This is a genomic window from Micromonospora sp. CPCC 205558, from assembly GCF_036902955.1.
In the GTDB taxonomy this organism is placed as follows: domain Bacteria; phylum Actinomycetota; class Actinomycetes; order Mycobacteriales; family Micromonosporaceae; genus Micromonospora.
On record NZ_JBAKHR010000001.1, the window covers coordinates 362721 to 382456 of the forward strand.

The 19736-nt window shown below is 69.6% G+C and carries 17 protein-coding genes; 12 read left to right on the forward strand and 5 right to left on the reverse strand.

All coding sequences use genetic code 11. From position 1 onward, the window contains the following. Nucleotides 1-126 precede the first annotated feature (126 nt). Both V6U86_RS01575 and V6U86_RS01580 read right to left on the reverse strand, forming a co-directional pair. Nucleotides 127-1701 (reverse strand): alpha/beta hydrolase, encoded by a 1575-nt coding sequence (locus V6U86_RS01575; protein ID WP_334497546.1) that lies wholly within the window; start codon nt 1699-1701, stop codon nt 127-129. A 69-nt stretch (nt 1702-1770) separates the two neighbouring features. Next, a complete protein-coding gene (locus V6U86_RS01580; RefSeq protein WP_334497548.1) occupies nt 1771-4599 on the reverse strand; it encodes an AfsR/SARP family transcriptional regulator in 2829 nt (942 codons plus the stop codon). A gap of 191 nt (nt 4600-4790) precedes the next feature. Between V6U86_RS01580 and wrbA the strand changes: the two genes are divergently transcribed. Next, entirely contained in the window at nt 4791-5390 is a 600-nt protein-coding gene (gene wrbA, locus V6U86_RS01585) for an NAD(P)H:quinone oxidoreductase (RefSeq protein WP_334497550.1), read from the forward strand. A 93-nt stretch (nt 5391-5483) separates the two neighbouring features. Here wrbA and V6U86_RS01590 read toward each other — a convergent pair whose 3' ends face one another. After that, complete coding sequence (locus V6U86_RS01590; protein WP_334497552.1) at nt 5484-6086, reverse strand: class I SAM-dependent DNA methyltransferase; 603 nt, start codon at nt 6084-6086, stop codon at nt 5484-5486. Between the two features lie 53 nt (nt 6087-6139). On the opposite strand from V6U86_RS01590, the gene V6U86_RS01595 reads away from it, so the two are divergent. From V6U86_RS01595 to V6U86_RS01605, 3 genes are all read left to right on the forward strand, one after another. Further along, on the forward strand, nt 6140-6937 hold the full coding sequence (locus tag V6U86_RS01595; RefSeq protein WP_334497554.1) for a hypothetical protein: 798 nt from the start codon (nt 6140-6142) through the stop codon (nt 6935-6937). Nucleotides 6938-7014: 77 nt separating this feature from the next. Then, nucleotides 7015-7851, forward strand: a complete 837-nt coding sequence (locus V6U86_RS01600; RefSeq protein ID WP_334497556.1) for an alpha/beta fold hydrolase — start codon at nt 7015-7017, stop codon at nt 7849-7851. Next, nucleotides 7844-8404: a TetR/AcrR family transcriptional regulator gene (locus V6U86_RS01605; protein WP_334497558.1), complete on the forward strand. Its 561-nt coding sequence runs from the start codon at nt 7844-7846 to the stop codon at nt 8402-8404. Before V6U86_RS01600 ends, V6U86_RS01605 begins: the two co-directional genes overlap by 8 nt. On the opposite strand, the gene V6U86_RS01610 is transcribed toward V6U86_RS01605, so the two are convergent. Beyond that, complete coding sequence (locus V6U86_RS01610) at nt 8401-9285, reverse strand: CDP-diacylglycerol diphosphatase (protein WP_334497560.1); 885 nt, start codon at nt 9283-9285, stop codon at nt 8401-8403. The two genes, V6U86_RS01605 and V6U86_RS01610, sit on opposite strands and share 4 nt — an antisense overlap. A 139-nt stretch (nt 9286-9424) precedes the next feature. On the opposite strand from V6U86_RS01610, the gene V6U86_RS01615 reads away from it, so the two are divergent. Beyond that, nucleotides 9425-9739, forward strand: a complete 315-nt coding sequence (locus tag V6U86_RS01615; protein WP_334497562.1) for a chorismate mutase — start codon at nt 9425-9427, stop codon at nt 9737-9739. Nucleotides 9740-9758: 19 nt separating this feature from the next. Here V6U86_RS01615 and V6U86_RS01620 read toward each other — a convergent pair whose 3' ends face one another. Then, complete coding sequence (locus V6U86_RS01620) at nt 9759-10553, reverse strand: IclR family transcriptional regulator (RefSeq protein WP_334497563.1); 795 nt, start codon at nt 10551-10553, stop codon at nt 9759-9761. 162 nt (nt 10554-10715) lie between these two features. Here V6U86_RS01620 and V6U86_RS01625 point away from each other — a divergent pair, with 162 nt between their 5' ends. The 7 genes from V6U86_RS01625 to V6U86_RS01655 all read left to right on the forward strand — a co-directional run bounded on the left by V6U86_RS01625 (nt 10716) and on the right by V6U86_RS01655 (nt 19639). Further along, entirely contained in the window at nt 10716-11963 is a 1248-nt protein-coding gene (locus V6U86_RS01625; RefSeq protein ID WP_334497564.1) for an ABC transporter substrate-binding protein, read from the forward strand. A gap of 75 nt (nt 11964-12038) precedes the next feature. Continuing rightward, on the forward strand, nt 12039-12992 hold the full coding sequence (locus tag V6U86_RS01630; RefSeq protein WP_334497565.1) for a carbohydrate ABC transporter permease: 954 nt from the start codon (nt 12039-12041) through the stop codon (nt 12990-12992). Then, nucleotides 12989-13819: a carbohydrate ABC transporter permease gene (locus V6U86_RS01635; RefSeq protein ID WP_030330610.1), complete on the forward strand. Its 831-nt coding sequence runs from the start codon at nt 12989-12991 to the stop codon at nt 13817-13819. The genes V6U86_RS01630 and V6U86_RS01635 overlap by 4 nt, the downstream gene beginning before the upstream one ends. 8 nt (nt 13820-13827) lie before the next feature. Next, nucleotides 13828-15009, forward strand: a complete 1182-nt coding sequence (locus tag V6U86_RS01640) for a mandelate racemase/muconate lactonizing enzyme family protein (protein ID WP_334497567.1) — start codon at nt 13828-13830, stop codon at nt 15007-15009. Beyond that, nucleotides 15006-16214, forward strand: a complete 1209-nt coding sequence (locus V6U86_RS01645) for a fumarylacetoacetate hydrolase family protein (protein WP_334497569.1) — start codon at nt 15006-15008, stop codon at nt 16212-16214. Before V6U86_RS01640 ends, V6U86_RS01645 begins: the two co-directional genes overlap by 4 nt. Continuing rightward, on the forward strand, nt 16211-17728 hold the full coding sequence (locus tag V6U86_RS01650; RefSeq protein ID WP_334497571.1) for an aldehyde dehydrogenase family protein: 1518 nt from the start codon (nt 16211-16213) through the stop codon (nt 17726-17728). Before V6U86_RS01645 ends, V6U86_RS01650 begins: the two co-directional genes overlap by 4 nt. A gap of 327 nt (nt 17729-18055) precedes the next feature. Then, nucleotides 18056-19639, forward strand: coding sequence for an alpha/beta hydrolase-fold protein (locus V6U86_RS01655; RefSeq protein ID WP_334497573.1), 1584 nt, complete (start codon nt 18056-18058; stop codon nt 19637-19639). The last annotated feature ends 97 nt before the right edge of the window (nt 19640-19736 follow it).

The following is a 19736-nucleotide window of genomic DNA, read 5'->3' on the forward strand; positions in this document are numbered from 1 at the left end:
CCCGCCGACCAGACCGCTGAGCGAGCGGCGACGCCCCAGCCGCTGGTAGGAGCCCCGACCGACACGTCGTCGGATCGGTCGCACTACCTACCGTGAGCTGGGGCGTCACCCTGACGACGTGGCGCGTCAGGCCGGGGCGGCCGGGCAGCTCGCGCCGACCGGCGGTGCGGTTCTCGTGATGAGGTACTGCTCCACCTGACGGCGGGTGCACTCCGTGCGGGGGTAGCTGGCGTGGCCCGATCCCTCGTAGGTGAGGAGGTGGCCCCGGCTGCCGAGCTGGCGCACCACCTGCACCGCCCCGTCGTACGGGGTGGCCGGGTCGTACCGTCCGTTGAGCACCAGCAGCGGCGCGTTCGTCCGCACCTGCAGTCGATGTTGTGGGTTGTTCGCCGTCCAGCCCAGGCAGATCGCGGTGAACCGGACGACCAACGGGGAGGCCCGCAGGTGCGGTGCGACGGCGCGGGACTCGTCGAGATACCGCTTCCACTCGGCGAACCCGTTGGCCGGCAGTGACCAGTCCTGACAGAACGCGGGTAGGGCGTACTCGGTCAGGTCGTTGTCGCTGTCGGCGGACACCATCGGGGACGCGAGCGGGGGATCGGAGGGCTCGCCCCGATCCAACGCGAGAAGGGTGTTCGCGAGGTCGGCCCAGGTCGAGTCGAAGAAGTTGACGAAGGTCGCGAACCCAAGCTCGAACCAGCTCAGCTTGGCACCGGTGCCCGCGTCGACAAGCGTGCCGGCGTCGGCGCGGCTCATGAGTCGGTCGAAGAGCGCCGGTATGTCGCGTCCGTGCAGTGCGCAGCTGACGGTCCGATCGCACCAGGTCACGAACTCGTGGAACAGGGCCTCGTTACTGGCCGCCCCACTACGCGTGTACTCCCGAATCCCCTGACTGTGGTCCATCACGCTGTCCATGACCAGCGCGCGGACGCGGTCGGGGAACAGTTCGGCGTAGGCCTGCCCGATCAGTGTGCCGTAGGACCACTGGTAGAAGCTGAGCTGGCGCTCGCCGAGTGCCGCCCGGATGGCGTCCGTGTCACGCGCGACGCTCACACTGTCGAGGTGGTCGAAGAGTGGGCCACTGTGAGCGCGGCAGTCGTCGCGCAACTGACGGTCGTAGGTGCGCAGTCGCTCGAACTCGGCCGCGGTGGCGGGCGCCAGCGAGGGGTGCCGGGCCAGCAACGCCGATGAGCAGCGCACCGGTGCACTGCGGACCGTGCCCCGGGGATCGAAGCTCACGATGTCGAAGCGGCGCAGCACGTCCGGTCCGAGCTGGCTGTCGGCGGTCAGCACCACGTCCACTCCGGACAGACCGGGACCGCCGGGGTTGAAGACCAGGGCGCCGATGCGGGCCGTCGGGTCGGTGGCGGTGCGCCGGGCCAGGGCGAGTTGGAAGGTTTCCCCTCCCGGTCGGGCCCAGTCGACCGGTAGGCGCAGGGTGCCGCAACGCGTGCCCGGATCGTCGGGTCGTTCCGGGCACGCCTGCCAGTCGATGCGACCGTTCCAGCCGCCGGTGGTGTCTGCGGTGACCGACCCGTTGCCGCCGGCCGCGCCCGGCGTGGTGCCCGCGAGCGACGGCGGGGCGTTGAGCGACAGGGCCACGAGGACCGCGATGGCGGCCGAGAGGCCGCCGACGAGCCGCCGACGTCGACGGTCGACCCCGCTGGAATGCCAGAAGGTGGTTCTCTTGGTGAACAGCATTCGTCCAGCCTGCCGACGCCCGGTCCACGCCGGATCCATGCCGGTCCGGGGACGGTCGCCGCAGGGCGTTCAACCGTACGTTGCCAGCCGTTCGGACAGCACGATGGCCTGCGGATGGCCGACCTGGTCGAGGATCGCCAACGCCTGCCGCCACAGGTCGACCGAGGTGTCGTGGTTGCCCACCGCATGATGGGTGTCGCCGAGGCGGACGAGGGTGTCTGCCCTCCCGCACGGGTCCTGGACATCCGAGTAGAGCAGGAGCGCGCGCTGGTAGCAGTCTGCCGCGGTCGGGTGTTTCCCGAGGCCGTGATAGGCGAATCCGAGACTGTCCCAGGTGTGGGCCGCGCCGAGCAGGTCCTCGGCCTCCTCGTAGAGCGCGAGCGCCCGCTCGCAGTAGGTGATGGTGTGGGCATGCTCGTCCAGCCGCGCATGGCCCCAGCCGAGCGCGTTGAGCGCTGCGGCCTCGCCGCGCCGGTCGTCGGTGCCGCTGGCCAGCGCCAGCGCCTCCATGGCATGCGGCAGCGCCGCCGCAGGGTCGCCTTCGATGTCGCAGAGCCAGGCGAGATGCAGGTGGGCGCTGGCCTGCCCCGGGCTGTCGTCGGCCTGGTCGTACCGGGCCATCGCGCGTCGAAGGTGATGGTGGGCCGCATCGAACCGGCGGTGCTGGATGTGGGCCAGCGCCAGATCGCGGTGTGCCAGTGCCTCCGCCCGTGGATCACCACGGCGTTGCGCGACCGCCACCGCGGTGGCCTGTACGGCGGCCAGGTCGTGCCACTGTGACAGCCGGCTGAGTAGGGGAGTGAGTGCCTGGGCGAGCTGCCCGGCGTGCGCGTCGAAGCTGTGCGCGACCGCGTCGTCGACGGCAGCCAGCAGCACCCGCTGTTCGATGATGAACCAGGCCAGCGCGGACCGGTGGTCGTCAAACGCCGGCGGCGACCCGCCGGCGGGCAGGGATGGCGGATCGAGCGGCTGCCAACCAGCGTCGACCAGCCTCGCCGCGTCACGCGCGACACACAGGTAATGGTCGAGTACGCGCCTCCGGACGGCCCTTCGGTCGGCCAGGCAGTCGAGCGCGGACGTCAACTCCTCTCCATAGGCGCGGAGCAGATCGTGACAGCGGAAGCGGTTGGGGGACTGCTCGGCCAGCAGGTTCGCCCGGGTCAACTCGTCGAGCGCCGGCCGAATCAGGTGCGGTCGCGCCCCAGCGAGGCTGGCCACCGCCGCCGCGCTGATGTCCCCAGCGGGGTGCAGGCTGATCTGCCGGAACAGTCGGGCCGCGTCCGCGCTGAGCAGACGGTACGACCAGGAGAGCACCGTCCGCACGTCGGTGGCGGCATCGTCGGTGGCCAGGGCGGCGAGCCCACCCCGGCTCGCCGTCAGGTCGTCGGCGATGGCCTGGAGTGGAAAAGTGGGCCGGGCGGCGGCTCGCGCGGCCACGATGGACAGGGCCAGGGGCAACCGCGCGGTACGGCGGATCAGCTCGTCCACCGCTGCCGGCTGGGCGGCGACTCGCTGCGCGCCCAGTCGGCGTACGAGCAACTGGCGCGCTTCGTCGTCGCTGGGCAGGTCCAGCGCGAGCGGATGGGCCCCCTCGGCGGCGACCAGGCCGGGCAGTGTGTGACGACTCGTCACGATCACACCGCAGCGGGTCGATCCCGGCAGCAACGGCCGCACCTGTTCCGCGTCACGGGCATTGTCGAGCAGTACGAGCAGCCGTCGTTCCGCGGTCAGGCTGCGGTACAGCGCGAACTGGGCCGCCGGCTCGGCGGGGATCTCCAGGGGTTTCACACCCAGTGCCGGCAGGAGCGAACGTACGACGACGGCCGAGGGGGATGCCTCCTGCGTCGCGGTGCCGAATCCACCCAGGTCGACGTGGAGCTGGCCGTCGGGGAAGTGATGCTGGTTGTCGTGCGCCCAGCGCATCGCCAGCCAGCTCTTTCCGACGCCGCCCGTGCCGGTGATGACGACGGTGCCGGCCGAGCCAGGGGCACCGAGCAGGAGCGTGGTGAGCCGGACCAGCTCACCGGCCCGGCCGGTGAACAACGTCGGTGGAGTCGGCAGCTGCCGGGGCACGATCAGCGGCGGGCGTCTCTCCGGTGTCCGCGGCTCGGATGTCAGCAGCTCCCGGTCGGCCCGCAGGATGCGGGTGTGCAGGTGTTGGAGATCGGGCCCGGGCTCGACCCCCACCTCGTCGGCGAGGAGTTGGCGTAGCTCCCGGTACGTCGCCAGCGCGTCGGCGCGTCGACCCGCCCGCGCCAGGGCCACCATCAGTTGCCCCCATGGGCGCTCGCGGAGCGGATCGTCGTCGACCTGGGTTCGGAGCGGTTCGATCAGCTCGTAATGTTGGCCGGCGCGCAGCTTGAGGTCCGCGACCTCTGCCAAGAGGCTCGACCGCTGCTCCTGTAGCCGTGCTCGGACGGAGAGCAACACCCCCCAGCCGGGAAGACCCGCGAACGGCTCGCCACGCCACAGCGCCAACGCGGCCTCGAACGACTCCTGTGCGGCTGACCAGTGACCCTGCCGCAGCGCGGAGTACCCGCGCCGCGCCAGGTCGTCGAAGGCCAGGCTGTCCATGGTCTGGGTGTCGAGGGCGAGGCGGTAGCCGGTGGGCCCGGCGAGGATGGCGGGGTCGGGGGAGCCAGGGGACCGCAACGCCCGGCGCAACGCCCAGACGTAGGTCTTCACGTTGCCGCCCGCTGTCTTCGGTGGGCGTCCCTGCCACAGCTCGTCGACGAGTTGGTCGATGGACCACCCGGTGCCCGGCTGCGACATCAGAACGGCCAGGAGGCGTACCTGCATCGGGGTGCCGAGGGCCAGCCGTTCCCCGCACGCCGACCACGCCTCGACCGGTCCGAGCAGTCGGTACCGCGTCGCCGGCGATGCCCCCGCCTGGTCCATCGCCTCATCGTAGGTGCCGGCGATCGTTCCGCTTCATCGGCTGGGCGGCCGCAGCCGGGGTTCGTCCCCTGGTGTGCTCCGTCAGGAGCTGGGAATGGTCAGGCGTTGGGGTAGGTCGAAGCGGCTGCTACAGTCGAGATTGTTGCGGTCGCAAATTTATCAGCGGCAACTACTTTTGGAAGGTGCTCCCGATGACCAAGCTCTCCGTCATCTACTACTCGTCCACCGGAACCCTGCACGGCATGGCCAAGCGCCTCGCCGAGGCTGGCGAGAAGGCCGGCGCCGAGGTGCGACTGCGTCAGGTTCCGGAACTCGCCCCGGAAGAGGCCATCGCCTCCAACGCCGCCTGGAGCCAGCACTTCGACGCCACCAAGAACGAGCCGAAGGCGACCGCCGACGACGTCGTCTGGGCGGATGCGGTGCTGTTCGGCACGCCCACCCGTTACGGCAACGTCGCCAGCCAGCTCAAGCAGTTCATCGACACCCTCGGCCCGCAGTGGGCGCAGGGGCTGCTCGCCGACAAGGTGTACGCCGGCTTCACCGCGTCCATGACCGCGCACGGCGGCCAGGAGTCGACCCTGCTGGCGCTCTACAACACCGTCCACCACTTCGGCGGTCTGGTCGTCGCCCCGGGCTACACCGACCCGCTGAAGTTCGCCGACGGCAACCCGTACGGCGTCTCGCACGTCACCGGCGGCAGCAACGACGCCCCGTTGGGCGACGCCCAGTTCGCTGCCCTCGACCACATGGCCGGGCGGGTCGTCAAGATCGCCGGGAAGCTCAACGCCTGAGCGCGCCGCCGCCGTGCCGGACGTCCGCCTCGACGCGGGCGCTCAGCTGGGCGAGGGCCGGCCTCCCGTGGGGGAGGCCGGCCCTCGGCGCGCTCACACCACGACCGCGGCCATCGCGGCATGCGGCCGGTGTTGGTCGTCGCCGGGTCGGGGCAGGCGTTCGACCTCCCGGAAACCGGCGCGGGTGAGTCGCTCCGAGAACTCGTCGAGCGGCCACCGGTAGGCGGTCACGACCTTGTGGTCGAAGGCGCCGACCTGGTCGGCGGAGAAGGTGCCCAGCACCAACCGTCCGCCCGGGGCCAGCACCCGCCGGAACTCCTTGAGCACGGTGTCGAGCTCGGGCGGCGGAAGATGGATCAACGAGTACCAGGCCAGGATGCCATCGATGGACTCGTCGGCGACGTCGAGGCGGGCCAGCGACCCCAGCCGGAACTCGACGTGCGGGTGCGCCGCACGCGCATGCGCGATGAACTCGGGGACCAGGTCGATGCCGGCTGCGTCGACGCCCAGCGCCCGGAGATGGCCGGTGATGTGGCCGGGCCCGCAGCCCAGGTCGAGGACCGGGCCCGGTCGACCCGTCAGGTGTCGCTCGATGAGGGCGAGGTCGTCGGGGTGTACCTGCTCACTGGTACCGAACATGCTGATGTAGAGATCCGCGACGGAGGTGTAGGCCTGTCGCACCGTGTCCGTTTCCACCGTGGCACCATACGGGGCCTCAGGCCTTGCTGACCCCGCCTACCGTGATGGCCATGACACGTCGAGGCATGCTGGCCGGCATTTCGGTAGGCCTGCTCCTGCTGGGTTGTTCGGTCGGCACGCGGACGGAGAGCGAATCCGAACCTCGCACCGCCCCCGGGGCGACCGTCAGCGCTGATGCCGCCGGCGCTGATGCCGCCACGACCGCCGAGGCGGTCGGTCTGCTGCGGGCGGGCACGGCGTTCGTCAATCAGACGAGTTATCGCAGCGATGTCGATATCGCCAGCCAGATCATGTCACTGTCGCAGACCGACAACGTCAACAGGCGCCTGAACGCCACGATCGCGGCGCCGGGTGGGGTGATCGAGATCCGGATGATCGACAATGACGTCTACATGAAGCCCGGTCCGCTCCTTCAGGGCGTGGGCGACGACTGGCTGGTCCTCGATCCGGCCCGGGTGCCACCGGGCTTCGCCCTGAGCTTCGCGCCGGGCAAGAACGACTCCGGCGGCTCGGGTCGCCTCATCGACGCGATCGTCACCGCCCGTGCGGATGGCCGTCAGATCACCGGGGCGGTCGACGTGACCCTGATCGGCGTCGGTAACGGGATCAGTTTCCGGCCCGGTCCCGGTGGTGCGTTCCCGGACAGCGCACGGCGCCACGCGTTCCGGGCAACACTGGACACCGAGGGTCGGCTGGTCAGCTTCCTGATGCCGCAGGCCAGCGGGTTGCCGAACGCGTCCCTGCGCTACAGCGACTTCGGCATGACCGTCGTTGTCGAGCGGCCGTCCGGCGCGGCCGTCGCCCCCGACGCCCTCTATCCCCAGCTCGGCCTGGGTGGAGGCAAGTAGCGGCGTCAGGCGTTTGCCCCCTGCGGCTAATGCGGTTAGCCTTTAGCTAATCGCATTAGCCATCATCTGGAGGCGTCATGATCGAATACCTGGGCATTGCCGGCAACACCATCGCCTACGAGGTGATCGGGCAGGGGCCACTGGTCGTCCTGGCGCACGGCATGGGTGACAGCCGGCACTCCTACCGGTTCGTCGCTCCGGCCCTGGCCGCGGCGGGCTACCGGGTCGCCAATGTCGACATCCGCGGCTGCGGCGACTCCAGCCTCGGCTGGGACGGCTACAGCCGTACCGACATCGCGGGCGATCTCGTCGCCGTCGTACGCCACCTCGGCGGGCCGGCCGTGATCATGGGCCAGTCGATCAGCGGCGGCGCCGCGACCATCGCGGCAGCCACCGCGCCCGAGCTGATCACCGGCGTCATCGAGCTGGCGCCGTTCACCCGCGCACAGTCCGTCGACCTTGGCGGGTTGGTGCGGGTGAAGCGCTTCCGGGCCGGCTACCTCCAATTGGCGCAGGTCCTCGTGCGGGGCAGCCTGGCGAGCTGGCGCAGGTATCTCGACCTGGCGATTCCGACCAAGCCCGCCGACTGGGACAGCGAGTTGGCGCGCATCGAGGCCAAGATGAGTGAGCCCGGCCGGATGAAGGTCCTCCAGGCCATGGGCAAGACCAGCGCGGGCGACGCCGGTCGGCAACTGCCCAACGTCACCTGCCCGGTCCTGGTGATCCAGGGGAGCGTCGACCCCGACTGGGCCGACCCGCGCGCCGAGGGCGAGCGCATCATCGCCGATCTGCCGCGAGGGCTCGGCGAGCTGGCTGTCATCGAGGGCGCGGGGCACTACCCGCACGTCCAGACGCCCGACGAGGTTGTCGCCCTGGCCCTGCCCTTCCTCGCGCGGACTCTGACCAGTGCCTAAGGCTCGGCTCACCCCGGCCTCGGTCACCGCAGCCGCAGCCGCGCTGGTCGACGAGGTCGGCTTCGACAACCTCAGCATGGCCTTGCTGGCCGAACGGCTCGGGATCAAGACCCCCTCGCTCTACAAGCACGTCGCCAGCCAGGCCGACCTGGCGCACCGCATCGCCATCCTGGCCCTGACCGAGGTCGGCGATGCCATCCGCGATGCCATTCAGGGCCGGTCCGGCAGCGATGCCCTCGCCGCGGGCGCGCAGGCGATGCGGACGTACGTGCGGGAACACCCCGGCCGGTACGCGGCGGGCAACGCCGCCCGCCCGACCGGCCCCGACGACCCGTTCATCCCGGCCAGCGAGCGGGTGCTCGCCTCCTGGGCCGCCATGCTGAGTGGGTACGGGCTGGACCCCGGCCAGGAGATTCACGCCATGCGGACGCTGCGCAGCGTCCTGCACGGGTTCGCGACCCTGGAGGCGGCCGGTGGGTTCCAGATTGACGCGTCCGTCGACGAGAGTTTCACCTGGTTGATCAGCTTCATCGATCAGGGTCTTCGCGCTTAGGCGTACGCGAGCAGGAAGTCGACGGTGCCCGTGCCGCCGGGTTGCCCAGCCGGAACGGGCAGGCCGGGCTCGCTGTTCAGGACGTAGAACCCGCCGCTGCCGATCAGCCGGGGCGTCACGGCCAGGATCTGCGCGGCCATGGTCGCCCCGGTCGGCTGCACCACGTTGTCCAGGAGGAGCCGGAAGAGGTTCCCGTTCAGGTTTGCGACGTGCAGCACCCGGTACGAGCGGGGGGCGGGCAGCCCGGTGGACGTCAAGCCCCAGATCGGCACGATCTGGTTGCGCCAGCGCGACGGGTCGTTGCTGATCGCGCTGTCGTGGTTGTTCAGTTGCGTCTGGATTCCCGAGTGGATCCCGGCCAGGTGGATGTGCAGCTGGTCCTGCATCCGGATGGTCGGGTCGGCCGAGTTGATGCCCAGCCCGATGTGCGGGTAGACGACGTGCCCCGGCTGCCCGGGCTGCGCGTTGTTCCACGCCTCCAGCCAGTAGTTCGGGGCGGTGGCGGTGGTGATGAACGGACACTCGATGCCGCTGATCCGGCAACTGGGGACGAGCAGGAAGTCGTGGTTCGACCCCGATCCTCCATTGAGGATGACGTAGGTGGGAGTCGTCCGCAGACACTGGGGAAACGGTGGGCCGGTCTTCGTGCCCTCGCAGACCTGGACCCGGTCCCACAGGTCGTACCTGCCGCCGGTGTCGGTGGGGTGACCGCACAGGGCCGAGGGTGTGGGGCAGGCGGCGGCAGGTGGACCGCCGGATGTCGGTGGGGACGGTTCGGGGGTCGGGCCTCCGTCGGCCAACGCCCGGTCCGCGCCGACCAGGCCCAGCAGACCCGTGGCGCTGGCGGTCCCGGAGAGTCTGACGAACTGACGTCGTGGCATCCCGCCCATCGTCATCCTCCGTGGTTGCCGTGCTGAGGCGAACATGAACGTGTCGAGATTAGGGTGAAAGCGGGCAATTGACGCGCCGACCGGCGAACGGGTCCCCTGATCGGGTCGCCGTCGTGCGACGATTTCCGGCGTGGCAGAGACCGCGGTGACGCTGAGCGCGATCCGCGCTCGGATCGACGAACTGGACGGGAACCTGGTCGACCTGCTCGCCCGGCGCGAGGCGCTGGTCCGGCAGGCCGCCCCGCTCAAGAGCGACGGTCAGGCGGTCCGTGCGCCGGAGCGGGTGGCACAGGTGGTGACCCGGGTCCGCGCGCTGGCCAGCGAGGCCGGCGCCGACCCGGATCTGATCGAACGGATCTACCGGGGCATGATCCAGGCCTTCATCGAGATGGAGACCGACGAGCACCACCGGATCGCCGGCGGGTCGACGCCGATAACGCGGTGACCGCCCGGGATACGCGGGCTCAGGTCGTCGCGGGGCGACCCGCAGCGTCCGGGCTCACCGTGGACGGCGGCGCGTAGCCGAGCTCGTACGAGATCTTGTTGGCGGTCTCCAGGAGCAGCGGAAGGTTGCTCTTCAGTTGGTCGAGGCTTGCGATGACCTCGATCGCCGTGATCGAGGCGGCGGCGATGACCTGCCCTCGTGAATCCCTGATGGGCGCGGCCACGCACATCACGTAGGCGTCGTGCTCGCCGTTGTCCATGGCCCAGCCGCATTCCTGGATGCGGGCGAGTTCGGCTTCCAGGGCGTCGTGGTCGGTGAAGGTGGTGTCGGTGAATCTCTCGAAGACGACGTGGGAGAGCAGGCGGTCGCGTTCCTCCCGGGGTAGGTAGGCCAGGATCGTCTTGCCGACGGCGCTCGCGTAGATCGACACCGCGCGTCCCACCCGTGACGGCAGCTTGACGGCGTCGAACGCCGGGCTGTCCACCTTGTCGATATAGATGATCTCGTCGCCGGTCAGCTGCGCCAGGTGTACGGTGTGGCCGGTCTCGCGTTGCAGCGCACGAAGGTGCGCGGCCGCGGGCTGGCGGAGGTCCATCGAGCCGAGCGCGAGCTCGGACAACTCGATCAGGCCGCTGCCGAGCACGTAGGTGCCCGCGCCGGTCCGACGGACGAAGCGCGCGGACTCCAGTGTCTGCAGGATGCGCAGGGCTGTGGACTTGTGGACGCCGAGCACGTCCGCAGCCTCGGTGAGGGACAGCGGGTGCTCCGCGGATCGACGGATGAGGTCGATCGCGCGGCGAATCGATTGCGCCAAGGCTGTGCCCTCCCTCGTGCGACGGGAAGCCCCGTCACTGTCGTTGCATATTGTGCAATATAGATGACGCCATGCGCAATCGCCACTTGACACCGTTGCACATGGCGCTACGATCGTTGCAATTTCATCCGCTTGACTCTGACTCGTAACAGTGGAGTAACGATGGGTAATCAGCGCGCTCGTTTCGGCATCGCCAGGGCGACATGTGCCCTCGGCCTGGTCGCCACTCTCTTGACCGGTTGCGGCTCGGACGGCGACTCCGGCGACGGCGTCACCAAACTGACCTTCGCCGCCTCGACCTTCGGTGATCCGGGCCGCGGTCCGCTTCTGACGAAGTGGCTCGACGAGTTCAACCAGAGCCAGACCAAGGTTCAGGTGTCCGCCGCCGCGGTGCCGTACCCGACCTTCGGCCAGACCGTGCTCACCCAGATGGGCAGCGGCAAGGGCCCCGACCTGGTCCGCTTCGACATGCCCGAGTTCGAGGCGGCCTCGGACGCCGGCCTCGTCGCGCCGCTGGACAAGGTGATCGACGCCAGCAAGTACGACCTGCTCAAGCAGCCCGACCAGTTCATGGTCCACGATGGTGTCCGACACGGTGTCATCTTCGAAGCGTCGAACTACGCGATGTTCTACAACGCGGACCTGATCCCGACGCCGCCGACCACCTACGAGCAGTTCACCACGACGGCGAAGTCGCTGACCAAGGGTGACGTCTTCGGTCTGGCGTTCCGCCAGACCGAGGCCGAGGAGGCCGGCGTCTGGCAGGACATCTTCAACTACGTCTACGGCTTCGGCGGCGCATGGTCCGACGGTAAGAACCTGACGATCAACTCGCCCGAGAACCTCAAGGGTCTGCAGGCGTTCAAGGACCTCTACGACGCGAACGTGATCCCGCGCGGAGCGGACGCGGCGACGTTCCGGCGGATGTTCGCCGAGGGCAAGGTCGGGATGGAGCTCAACAACGGCGGCTACGTGACCGCCACGCGCGGCCAGAACGCCAAGCTGAACTTCAGCGTCGCCCCCATCCCCTTCCCGGTCCGCAAGCAGGGCGCGATCCTCGCACCAATCGTGATCAACGAGGCGAGCGAGGGCAAGGAGGAGGCAGGCACCTTCATCAAGTGGGCGCTGGAGCCGCAGAACCAGGTCAAGCTGCAGGAGATCCTCGGCGCGAGCAGCGTCGCCACCACCACGCAGCGCAGCGCGGAGACGCTCAAGCAGACCCCGTTCCTCACCGTCTTCGACGGGCTCACCGAGACCAGCCTGCCGCAGATCGTGCTGGGGTTCGAGGCCAAGACGCCGGACATCCGCAAGGTGGTCGTGCAGAACGTGGTCGCGGCACTGCAGGGCAAGGCCGACCTGAAGTCGGCCCTGGATCGCGCCCAGCAGCAGGCGACCGAACTGGTCCGCTGACCGCTCGACACGGCGACGCTGCCGGCGCGACGATCCGTGCGCCGGCAGCGTCCTTCCCCCTAAGGATCGAACCCGATGACTGTGGTCGAGCAGACCGGAGCACCGAAGACAACACCCCCAGGCCGGGCCCGGCGTCGGCCCAGCCCTTTGGGTAGCAAGTGGACGCCGTACCTGTTCCTGGCACCCGCCGCTCTGTTCATCCTCGTCTTCCAGGCGGTGCCCCTCCTTCAGGAGGTGTACCTCAGCTTCACCAGGACGAGGTTGCTCAATCCCACCCGCAGCGAGTGGGTCGGGCTCGACAACTTCAACCGGATCTTCGGCGACTCCGAGTTCCACCGCACCCTGCTGATCACCGTCGTTTACGTGATCACCTGCGTCGTCGTCGCGATCGGTGCCGGCCTGGTCGTCGCGCTCCTGCTCAACAAGAAGTTCCGCGGCCGTGGCGTGGCGCGGGCGCTCGTGACCGTCCCCTGGGCGGCCCCCGGAATCGCGGTCGCGCTCATCGCCACCTGGATGCTCAACGCGCAGTACGGCATCGTGAACCGCTTCCTCGATGCCGTGGGGCTCGGTGTGCCCGGCGGCGCCATTCTGGACAGCCCTCGCTACGCGCTTCCCGCAGTGCTCGCGACGACCATCTGGCAGCTGTTCCCGTTCACCTCCGTGGTGCTGCTCTCCGCGCTGCAGTCTGTTCCGCAGGACCTCAACGAGGCCGCAACCGTGGACGGCGCGGGACGATGGGCCACCTTCCGCGCCGTCACCTGGCAGGTCATCAAGCCGACCGTGGGTCTGCTGGCCCTGCTGATGACGATCTGGTCGCTGCGGCGGTTCGAGCTGATCTGGCTGATGACCAAGGGCGGGCCGGTCGGCTCCACCGAGACGCTCGTCATCGACCTCTACTCGCAGGCGTTCGACTCGAAGGAACTCGGGTCGGCGGCGGCCATCGGAATGGTCGGCGTCGTCATCTCGCTCATCGTCATCATCGGCAGCCGCCTCGTCGCCCGTGCCGTGGAGAAGGGGGACGTCCGATGAGGCGCTTCCGTTTCGGTGTCACCGCACGGATCGTCGCCGTGCTCGTCGTGCTGGGTGTCGCGGTCTTTCCGCTGTACTGGATGTTCGTCACGGCGCTGTCCAGCAACAGCGACCTCTTCGCCGACCAGCCCCGGCTCACGCCGGACCTCGGCCAGTTCGGGGTCTTCGTGGATGCGCTGGCCGAGGGCAAAGCGGCCGGATGGCTGCTCAACAGTCTGATCATCGCCGTCGGCACGATGGTGGTGTCCGTCGGCCTGGGCATCCCGCTCGGCTACGCGCTGTCCCGGTTCTCGTTCTGGGGTAAGGCGGTGCTGACCGTCGTGCTGCTGTTCACGCAGATGCTTCCCGAGGCGCTCATGGTCGTCCCGCTGTTCGCGCTGTTCCGCCGTTTCGAACTGCTCGACTCGCTGACCGGCCTCGTCCTGGTGAACTCCGCCTTCGTCCTGCCGATCGTCGCCCTGATCCTCAAGGGCGCCATCGACGGCATCCCGAAGGAGTTGGAGGAAGCCGCGCGTGCCGACGGTGCCCGGCCCTTCACCACCCTGACCCGCATCAACGTGCCGCTCATCGCGCCGTCGATCGCGGCCACCGCGGTCATCGCCTTCTTCCACGCCTGGAACGAGTACGTGTTCGCGGTGACGTTCATCTTCAACCCCGACCTGCAACCCGCCTCCGTCGGCATCGCGAACTTCATCGGCGAGCTGGGAACACCGATCCAGACGGTGATGGCTGTCGCCTTCCTGTTCACACTGCCCGCCGTCGCCTTCTACCTGTTGGTCCAGAAGTACGTGGTGTCCGGCATGACCGCCGGTGCGGTGAAGGGTTGAGCCGAAAGATGAAGATCGTCTCTGTCGACACACTGGTCGTCGACTTCTACCGCACGAACCTCGTCATCGTGCGGGTGCACACCGACGAGGGCATCATCGGGCTCGGTGAGGCCACCCTGGAGGGCAAGGAACGCGCCGTCCAGGGTGCGATCGCCGAGCTGGCCGAGGCGGTGGTGGGCCTGGATCCCACCAGCATCTCGAAGATCCTCTACGAGACCGCGCGGGACTGGTACTGGCGCGGCGGTCCGGTCATCATGACCGCGTTGAGCTCGCTGGAGATGGCCCTGTGGGACATCTCGGCACGCGAGCTCGGCGTCCCCGTCTCCCGGCTGCTCGGTGGTGCGACCCGGGACCGGGTCCGCGCGTACGCCAATGGCTGGTTCTCCGGTGCCGTCACGCCGGAGGACTTCGCGGCTGCCGCGCGTCGGACGGTGGAGTCCGGCTTCCGCGGCCTCAAGTGGGACCCGTTCGAGAACTACGACCTCACCATCACCACCGCGCAGTTGGACCGGGTGCTCGCCCAGATCGACGCCGTCCGCGGCGCGGTGGGCCGTGAGGTGGAGCTGTTCGTCGAGGGGCACGGCCGCTTCGACGTCCGTCACGCCATCAAGGTCGCCACCGAGATCGCCCAGTTCGACCCGGTGTGGTTCGAGGAGCCCTGCCCACCGGACAACCTCGATGCGCTCGTCGACATCCGTCGCGCGTCGCCGGTGCCGATCGCGGCGGGGGAGCGGTGGTACGGCCGGCAGGGCTTCGCGCCGGCGCTGGCCCGCCAGGCGGTGGACTTCGTCCAGCCCGACGTGACGCACGCTGGCGGGATCGCCGAGCTGGCCTTCATCTCCACGCTCGCCGCGACCAGCTACGTGGGCTTCGCGCCGCACAACCCGAGCGGTCCACTCAGCACGGCCGCGACGCTGCAACTCGGGGCGACGCTGCCCAACTTCCGGTACCTGGAGATCATGGCGACGGACGTGCCGTGGCGTCCCGAGATCACCAACGAGCGGCTGGTGCTGACCGAGGACGGCGACATCCTCATCCCGACCGGGGTGGGCCTGGGTATCGAGGTGGATCTCGCCGCGATCGCGCAACACCCGTTCACCCCGCACCCGCTGCGGATGTTCCAGGACGCCGTCTACGACATCCGTCCCCGCGACGAGCGGTCCTTCTTCAACCTGGAGAGCGACTCATGACGGTGCCACGGCCCCGAGGGCTGGCCGCGGGTACCGACTGGGTCGGTACCGCCGCCGAGGCGTTGCCGGACGACTCCGACAGCGTCCTCATCGGCCGGGTCTGGGATCCGTCCGGTGACGGACCCTCGCCCGTTGTCGTCCGCGACGGCGAGGTCATCGACATCAGCCGCCGGTTTCCCACCGTCCGCGACATCTGCGAGTTGCCCGATCCCGCCGCGACGGTGGCCGGGCTCGACGGGCCGCGGCTGGGCGACTTCGCGGAGATACTGGCCAACACACCGGCCGCCACCCGGGACCCTGGCCGACCCTGGTTGCTCGCCCCGGTCGATCTCCAGGCGCTCAAGGCCGCCGGTGTGACCTTCCCGATCTCCATGATCGAACGGGTGATCGAGGAACGGGCACGGGGCGACCTGGCGCTGGCGGCGGAGATCCGTCACCGCATGCTCGCCGACGTCGGCGTCGACCTGCACAACCTGGAGGCGGGTTCGCCGGAGGCGGATCGGCTCAAGAGTCTGCTGGTCGCCGAGGGCATGTGGAGTCAGTACCTGGAGGTGGGGATCGGCCCGGACGCCGAGATCTTCACCAAGGGACAGATCCTCTCCGCCGTCGGCACCGCTGTTCCGGTCGGCGTGCTCGCCGCGTCGACCTGGAACAACCCGGAACCCGAGGTCACCCTCATCGTCCAGTCCAGCGGACGGGTCGTCGGCGCCACCCTCGGCAACGACGTGAACCTGCGCGACATCGAGGGCCGCTCGGCGCTGCTGCTTCCGCTGGCGAAGGACAACAACGCCTCGTGCGCACTCGGCCCCCTGATCCGGCTCTTCGACGACCGGTTCGACATGGACCGGGTACGCCAGCTCGAGGTGCGCCTGGAGGTTCACGGCGTGGACGGCTTCCACCTGGAGGCGGTCTCGGAGATGACCCAGATGTCGCGTGATCCGCAGGAACTGGTCCGGCAGCTGATCGGGCCGCACCACCACTACCCCGACGGTGCCGCCCTGATGCTCGGCACGATGTTCGCGCCCATCCAGGACCGGGACCGCCCCGGTGAGGGCTTCACCCACAAGGTCGACGACGTGGTACGGATCAGCTGCCCGGCGCTCGGCACCCTCGTCAACCGGGTGCGGCACGCGGAGGAGTGCGAGCCCTGGCACTTCGGCGTCCGCGATCTGATGGGCAATCTGGTAAGGAGAGGACTGCTGTGAACGTGGTCAGCACGGTCGATCCGCGCGACGGACAGCGTCGCGCGACGGATCTCACCGAGACCGACGAGTCTCGGCTGGAGGTGATCGCCGATCAGGCGTCGGCGGCGGCGCAGTGGCTGGCCGCCCGCGGCAGGCTCGGCCGCGCGGAGCTGCTGGACACGATCGCCGCGTCGTTGGAGGCCCGCCGGGTGGACCTGGTCGCTGCCGCCGAGGCGGAGACCGGGCTGAGCCACGCCCGACTCGACGGGGAACTCACCCGCTCGGCGGTCCAGTTCCGGATGTTCGGCGAGGTGCTGCGCGACGGAGCGTACGTCGAGGCGGCCATCGACCACGCCGCCGACACACCGCTGGGACGCGGCCCGGACCTGCGGCGGATGCTCGTACCCCTCGGGCCGGTCGCGGTCTTCGGGGCCAGCAACTTCCCGTTCGCCTTCTCGGTCGCCGGCGGTGACACGGCCGCCGCGCTCGCCGCCGGGTGTCCGACGATCCTGAAGGCCCACCCGTCCCACCCGCTGACCTCGCAGGCCTCCGCCGCCGCGATCGAGTCGGCCGTCCGCGACCTCGGCGGGCCCGAGGGCGTCGTCGCGATCGTGTACGGCGAGCAGGCCGGCCTCTCGCTGGTGCGCCACCCGGCGATCCGCGCGGCCGCCCTGACCGGCTCGGTCAACGCCGCCCGCGCCATCCAGGCGGCCATCGACGAACGGCCCGACCCCATTCCGCTGTACGCCGAACTGAGCAGCGTGAACCCGATCGTCGTGCTGTCCGACGCGGCCGCCGTCCGGGGCGACCAGATCGCCGAGGGGCTGTTCGGCTCCTTCACGAACTCGGGCGGTCAGTTGTGCACCAAGCCCGGCCTGGCGTTCATCCCGTCAGATCCAGGTGGTGACCGCCTGGTCGACGCGCTGCGGGCGAGAGTCGACTCGTCGGGTGGCACGGTCCTGCTCAACGAGCGCATCCGGGACGCGTACGAGATTCGGGCCACGGAGTTCGAGCGGGCCGGCGCCCGGGTCTCGGCGCGGCCCACTGTCGAACCCGGGGCGGGGTTCACCGTGGCCCCGACCCTCCTGGAGGTCGGCCTGTCCGGCCTGACCGCCGAGATCGCCGACGAGTGCTTCGGCCCGCTCCTGGTCGTGGTCCGCTACGACGACGACGCCGACCTCGACGCCGCGCTGGCCGCCGTCCCGCCGTCGCTGACCGGTTCCCTGCACAGCGGGCCGGGCGACGACGCGGACGTGGTACGCCGCCTGGTCGACGTGCTCGCCGCCCGGGCGGGGCGCATCGTCTTCGACGGCTACCCCACCGGTGTCCGGGTGTCGTGGGCCCAGCACCACGGTGGACCCTGGCCGTCGACCAACAACGTGCACACGTCGGTGGGCGCCACGTCGATCCGACGGTTCCTCCGCCCGCTGGCGTGGCAGGACGCCCCGGCCTGGGTCCTTCCCGAGGAGTTGCGAGACGAGTACACCGCAATTGCTCGGCGAGTCGACGGGAGGTTGGCGCCAGCGGCCGAATAACCGGATCGCCGGTCTCTTCCGGGTGCGTTTTCGCGCCACCTGTGGCTGGCGCGCGAATTCGTTGACGAAATTTGACCCGACAATGAATTCGCGCGCCAATGGTTCTGGTGGCGCTGAAACGCGCCCTAATTGTTTTCGATGCAATTTTCTGATCCGGATCGCGGACCAGTCTTGACCGTCAATGCAATTCGTGGTTCTGTTTTCGACAGGGAACGATGTTAGCGCTGCCATTGCTGCATCGCCCGTTACTGGTATCCCTTCGCCTCACCATCGAATGTCGGTCGCCGCTCGTTGCGGTCTGACCACAAGCCGAAGAGGGAGCAGGACATGCCCGTTGCACTTCCCCGTCCCCTGATGCCGGCGCGGACGCGCCGGCTGATGCTCGCGCTGCTCGCCGCCATCACCGTCACGGCCGGGACGGTCGCCGCCCCGGCGGCCTCGGCCGCACCGCCGGCACCGCCGGCGCCGCTGGGCCCGACGGTCACCCGCACCGACCAGGCCCCGACCGGCCACACAGTCACCTTCCGGTACCGGGCGCCCGACGATGTCCAGCAGGTCCACATCTACGGCGACTGGTTCTACTCCCGACCGGAGAACATCGGCTGCCAGGACTGCGGCGACGCGCGGCCGCCCGCCGAGTGGCAGCCCGGCGACGTCGCGGCCACCCCGTGGCACATCCAGGCCATGCAGAAGGGGCCTGACGGGGTGTGGACCTTCACCACTCCGCTGCCGGCGGGCACCTTCCGCTACGCGTTCACTCACGACTGCGCCAACGAGTTGGCCACCGGCTGTGCCCTGTACGACGACCCCGCCAACCGGTGGCAGATCCAGCCGCAGTACCCGGGAGCACCCGGTGCGGTACGCAGCACGATCTACGTCCCGGCCAGCAAGAAGTTCCCGACGTACGACACCGGCTACCAGGCGCCGGTCGCCAAGGTCGGCCGGCTGGAGTCCCGGCGCTACACCTCGCCGCTGTCGACCAACCCGGCGGGAGTCCACGACATCGTCGTCTACCTGCCGCACGGCTACGACCCGAACCGGGCCACGCCGTACCCGACCCTCTACCTGAGCCACGGCAGCGGCGACCACTCGACCGCCTGGACGATGCAGGGCGTGGCCCACCTCATCCTGGAAAACGCGATCAAGGACCGGGCGGCGCAGCCCATGGTGATCGTCTCCACCGACTTCAACGGCCTCCCTGGTGGCAACGAGGGCTACGTCAACGAACTGCGGAACAACATCTTCCCGTTCGTCGAGCAGAGCTACCACGTCTCGACCCGGCCGCAGGACCGCGCGTTCGCCGGCTTCTCCGCCGGTGGCAGCCGGGCGTACACCATCATGTACAACCACACCGACCTGTTCGGCTACCACGCGGCGTGGAGCGCGGGCGGCCCGGCAGCCACCCAGGCGCAGGTTGACCGCATGAAGGCGGTGGCCGGCGGCATCATGATCGGCACCGGGCTCCAGGACCGCCTGGGCAACATCGCCGAGAACTCGCAGCGCAACGCCGCCGCACTGCGGACCGCCGGAGTCGAGCTGGACGAGTACAACGTGCCGGGCGTACACACCTGGCACGTCTGGCGTCCGCTGCTGGACCACTACCTGCGCACCCTGACCTTCCGGGCCACCTCGACCGATCTCGACATCACCACGTCGTCGGCGGGCCGGTCGCACGTCACCAAGGTCACCGCCACCGCGACGGTTGGCGCGGTCAGCGCCAGCACGTCGGCCCCCTCCGGCACCGTCGACTTCTACGCCGGTGACACGCTCCTCGGGTCGGCCCCGCTGCGCCACGGTGTCGGCCAGCTGAAGAAGACCGTCCATGGTGAGCTGACCGCGCCGGTGGTCGCCCGCTACCAGGGCGACAAGCTCTTCAACGATTCCGAGAGCGCAGCGGTCGACGCCCGGTAGTCCTGGGCTCGACCCCCGTACTCCCTGTGGTGGGGAACCCCCCGGCCGCGCGGCCCTGGTGAAGCCAGGGTGTGCGCGGCCGGGGCACGTCCGGGAC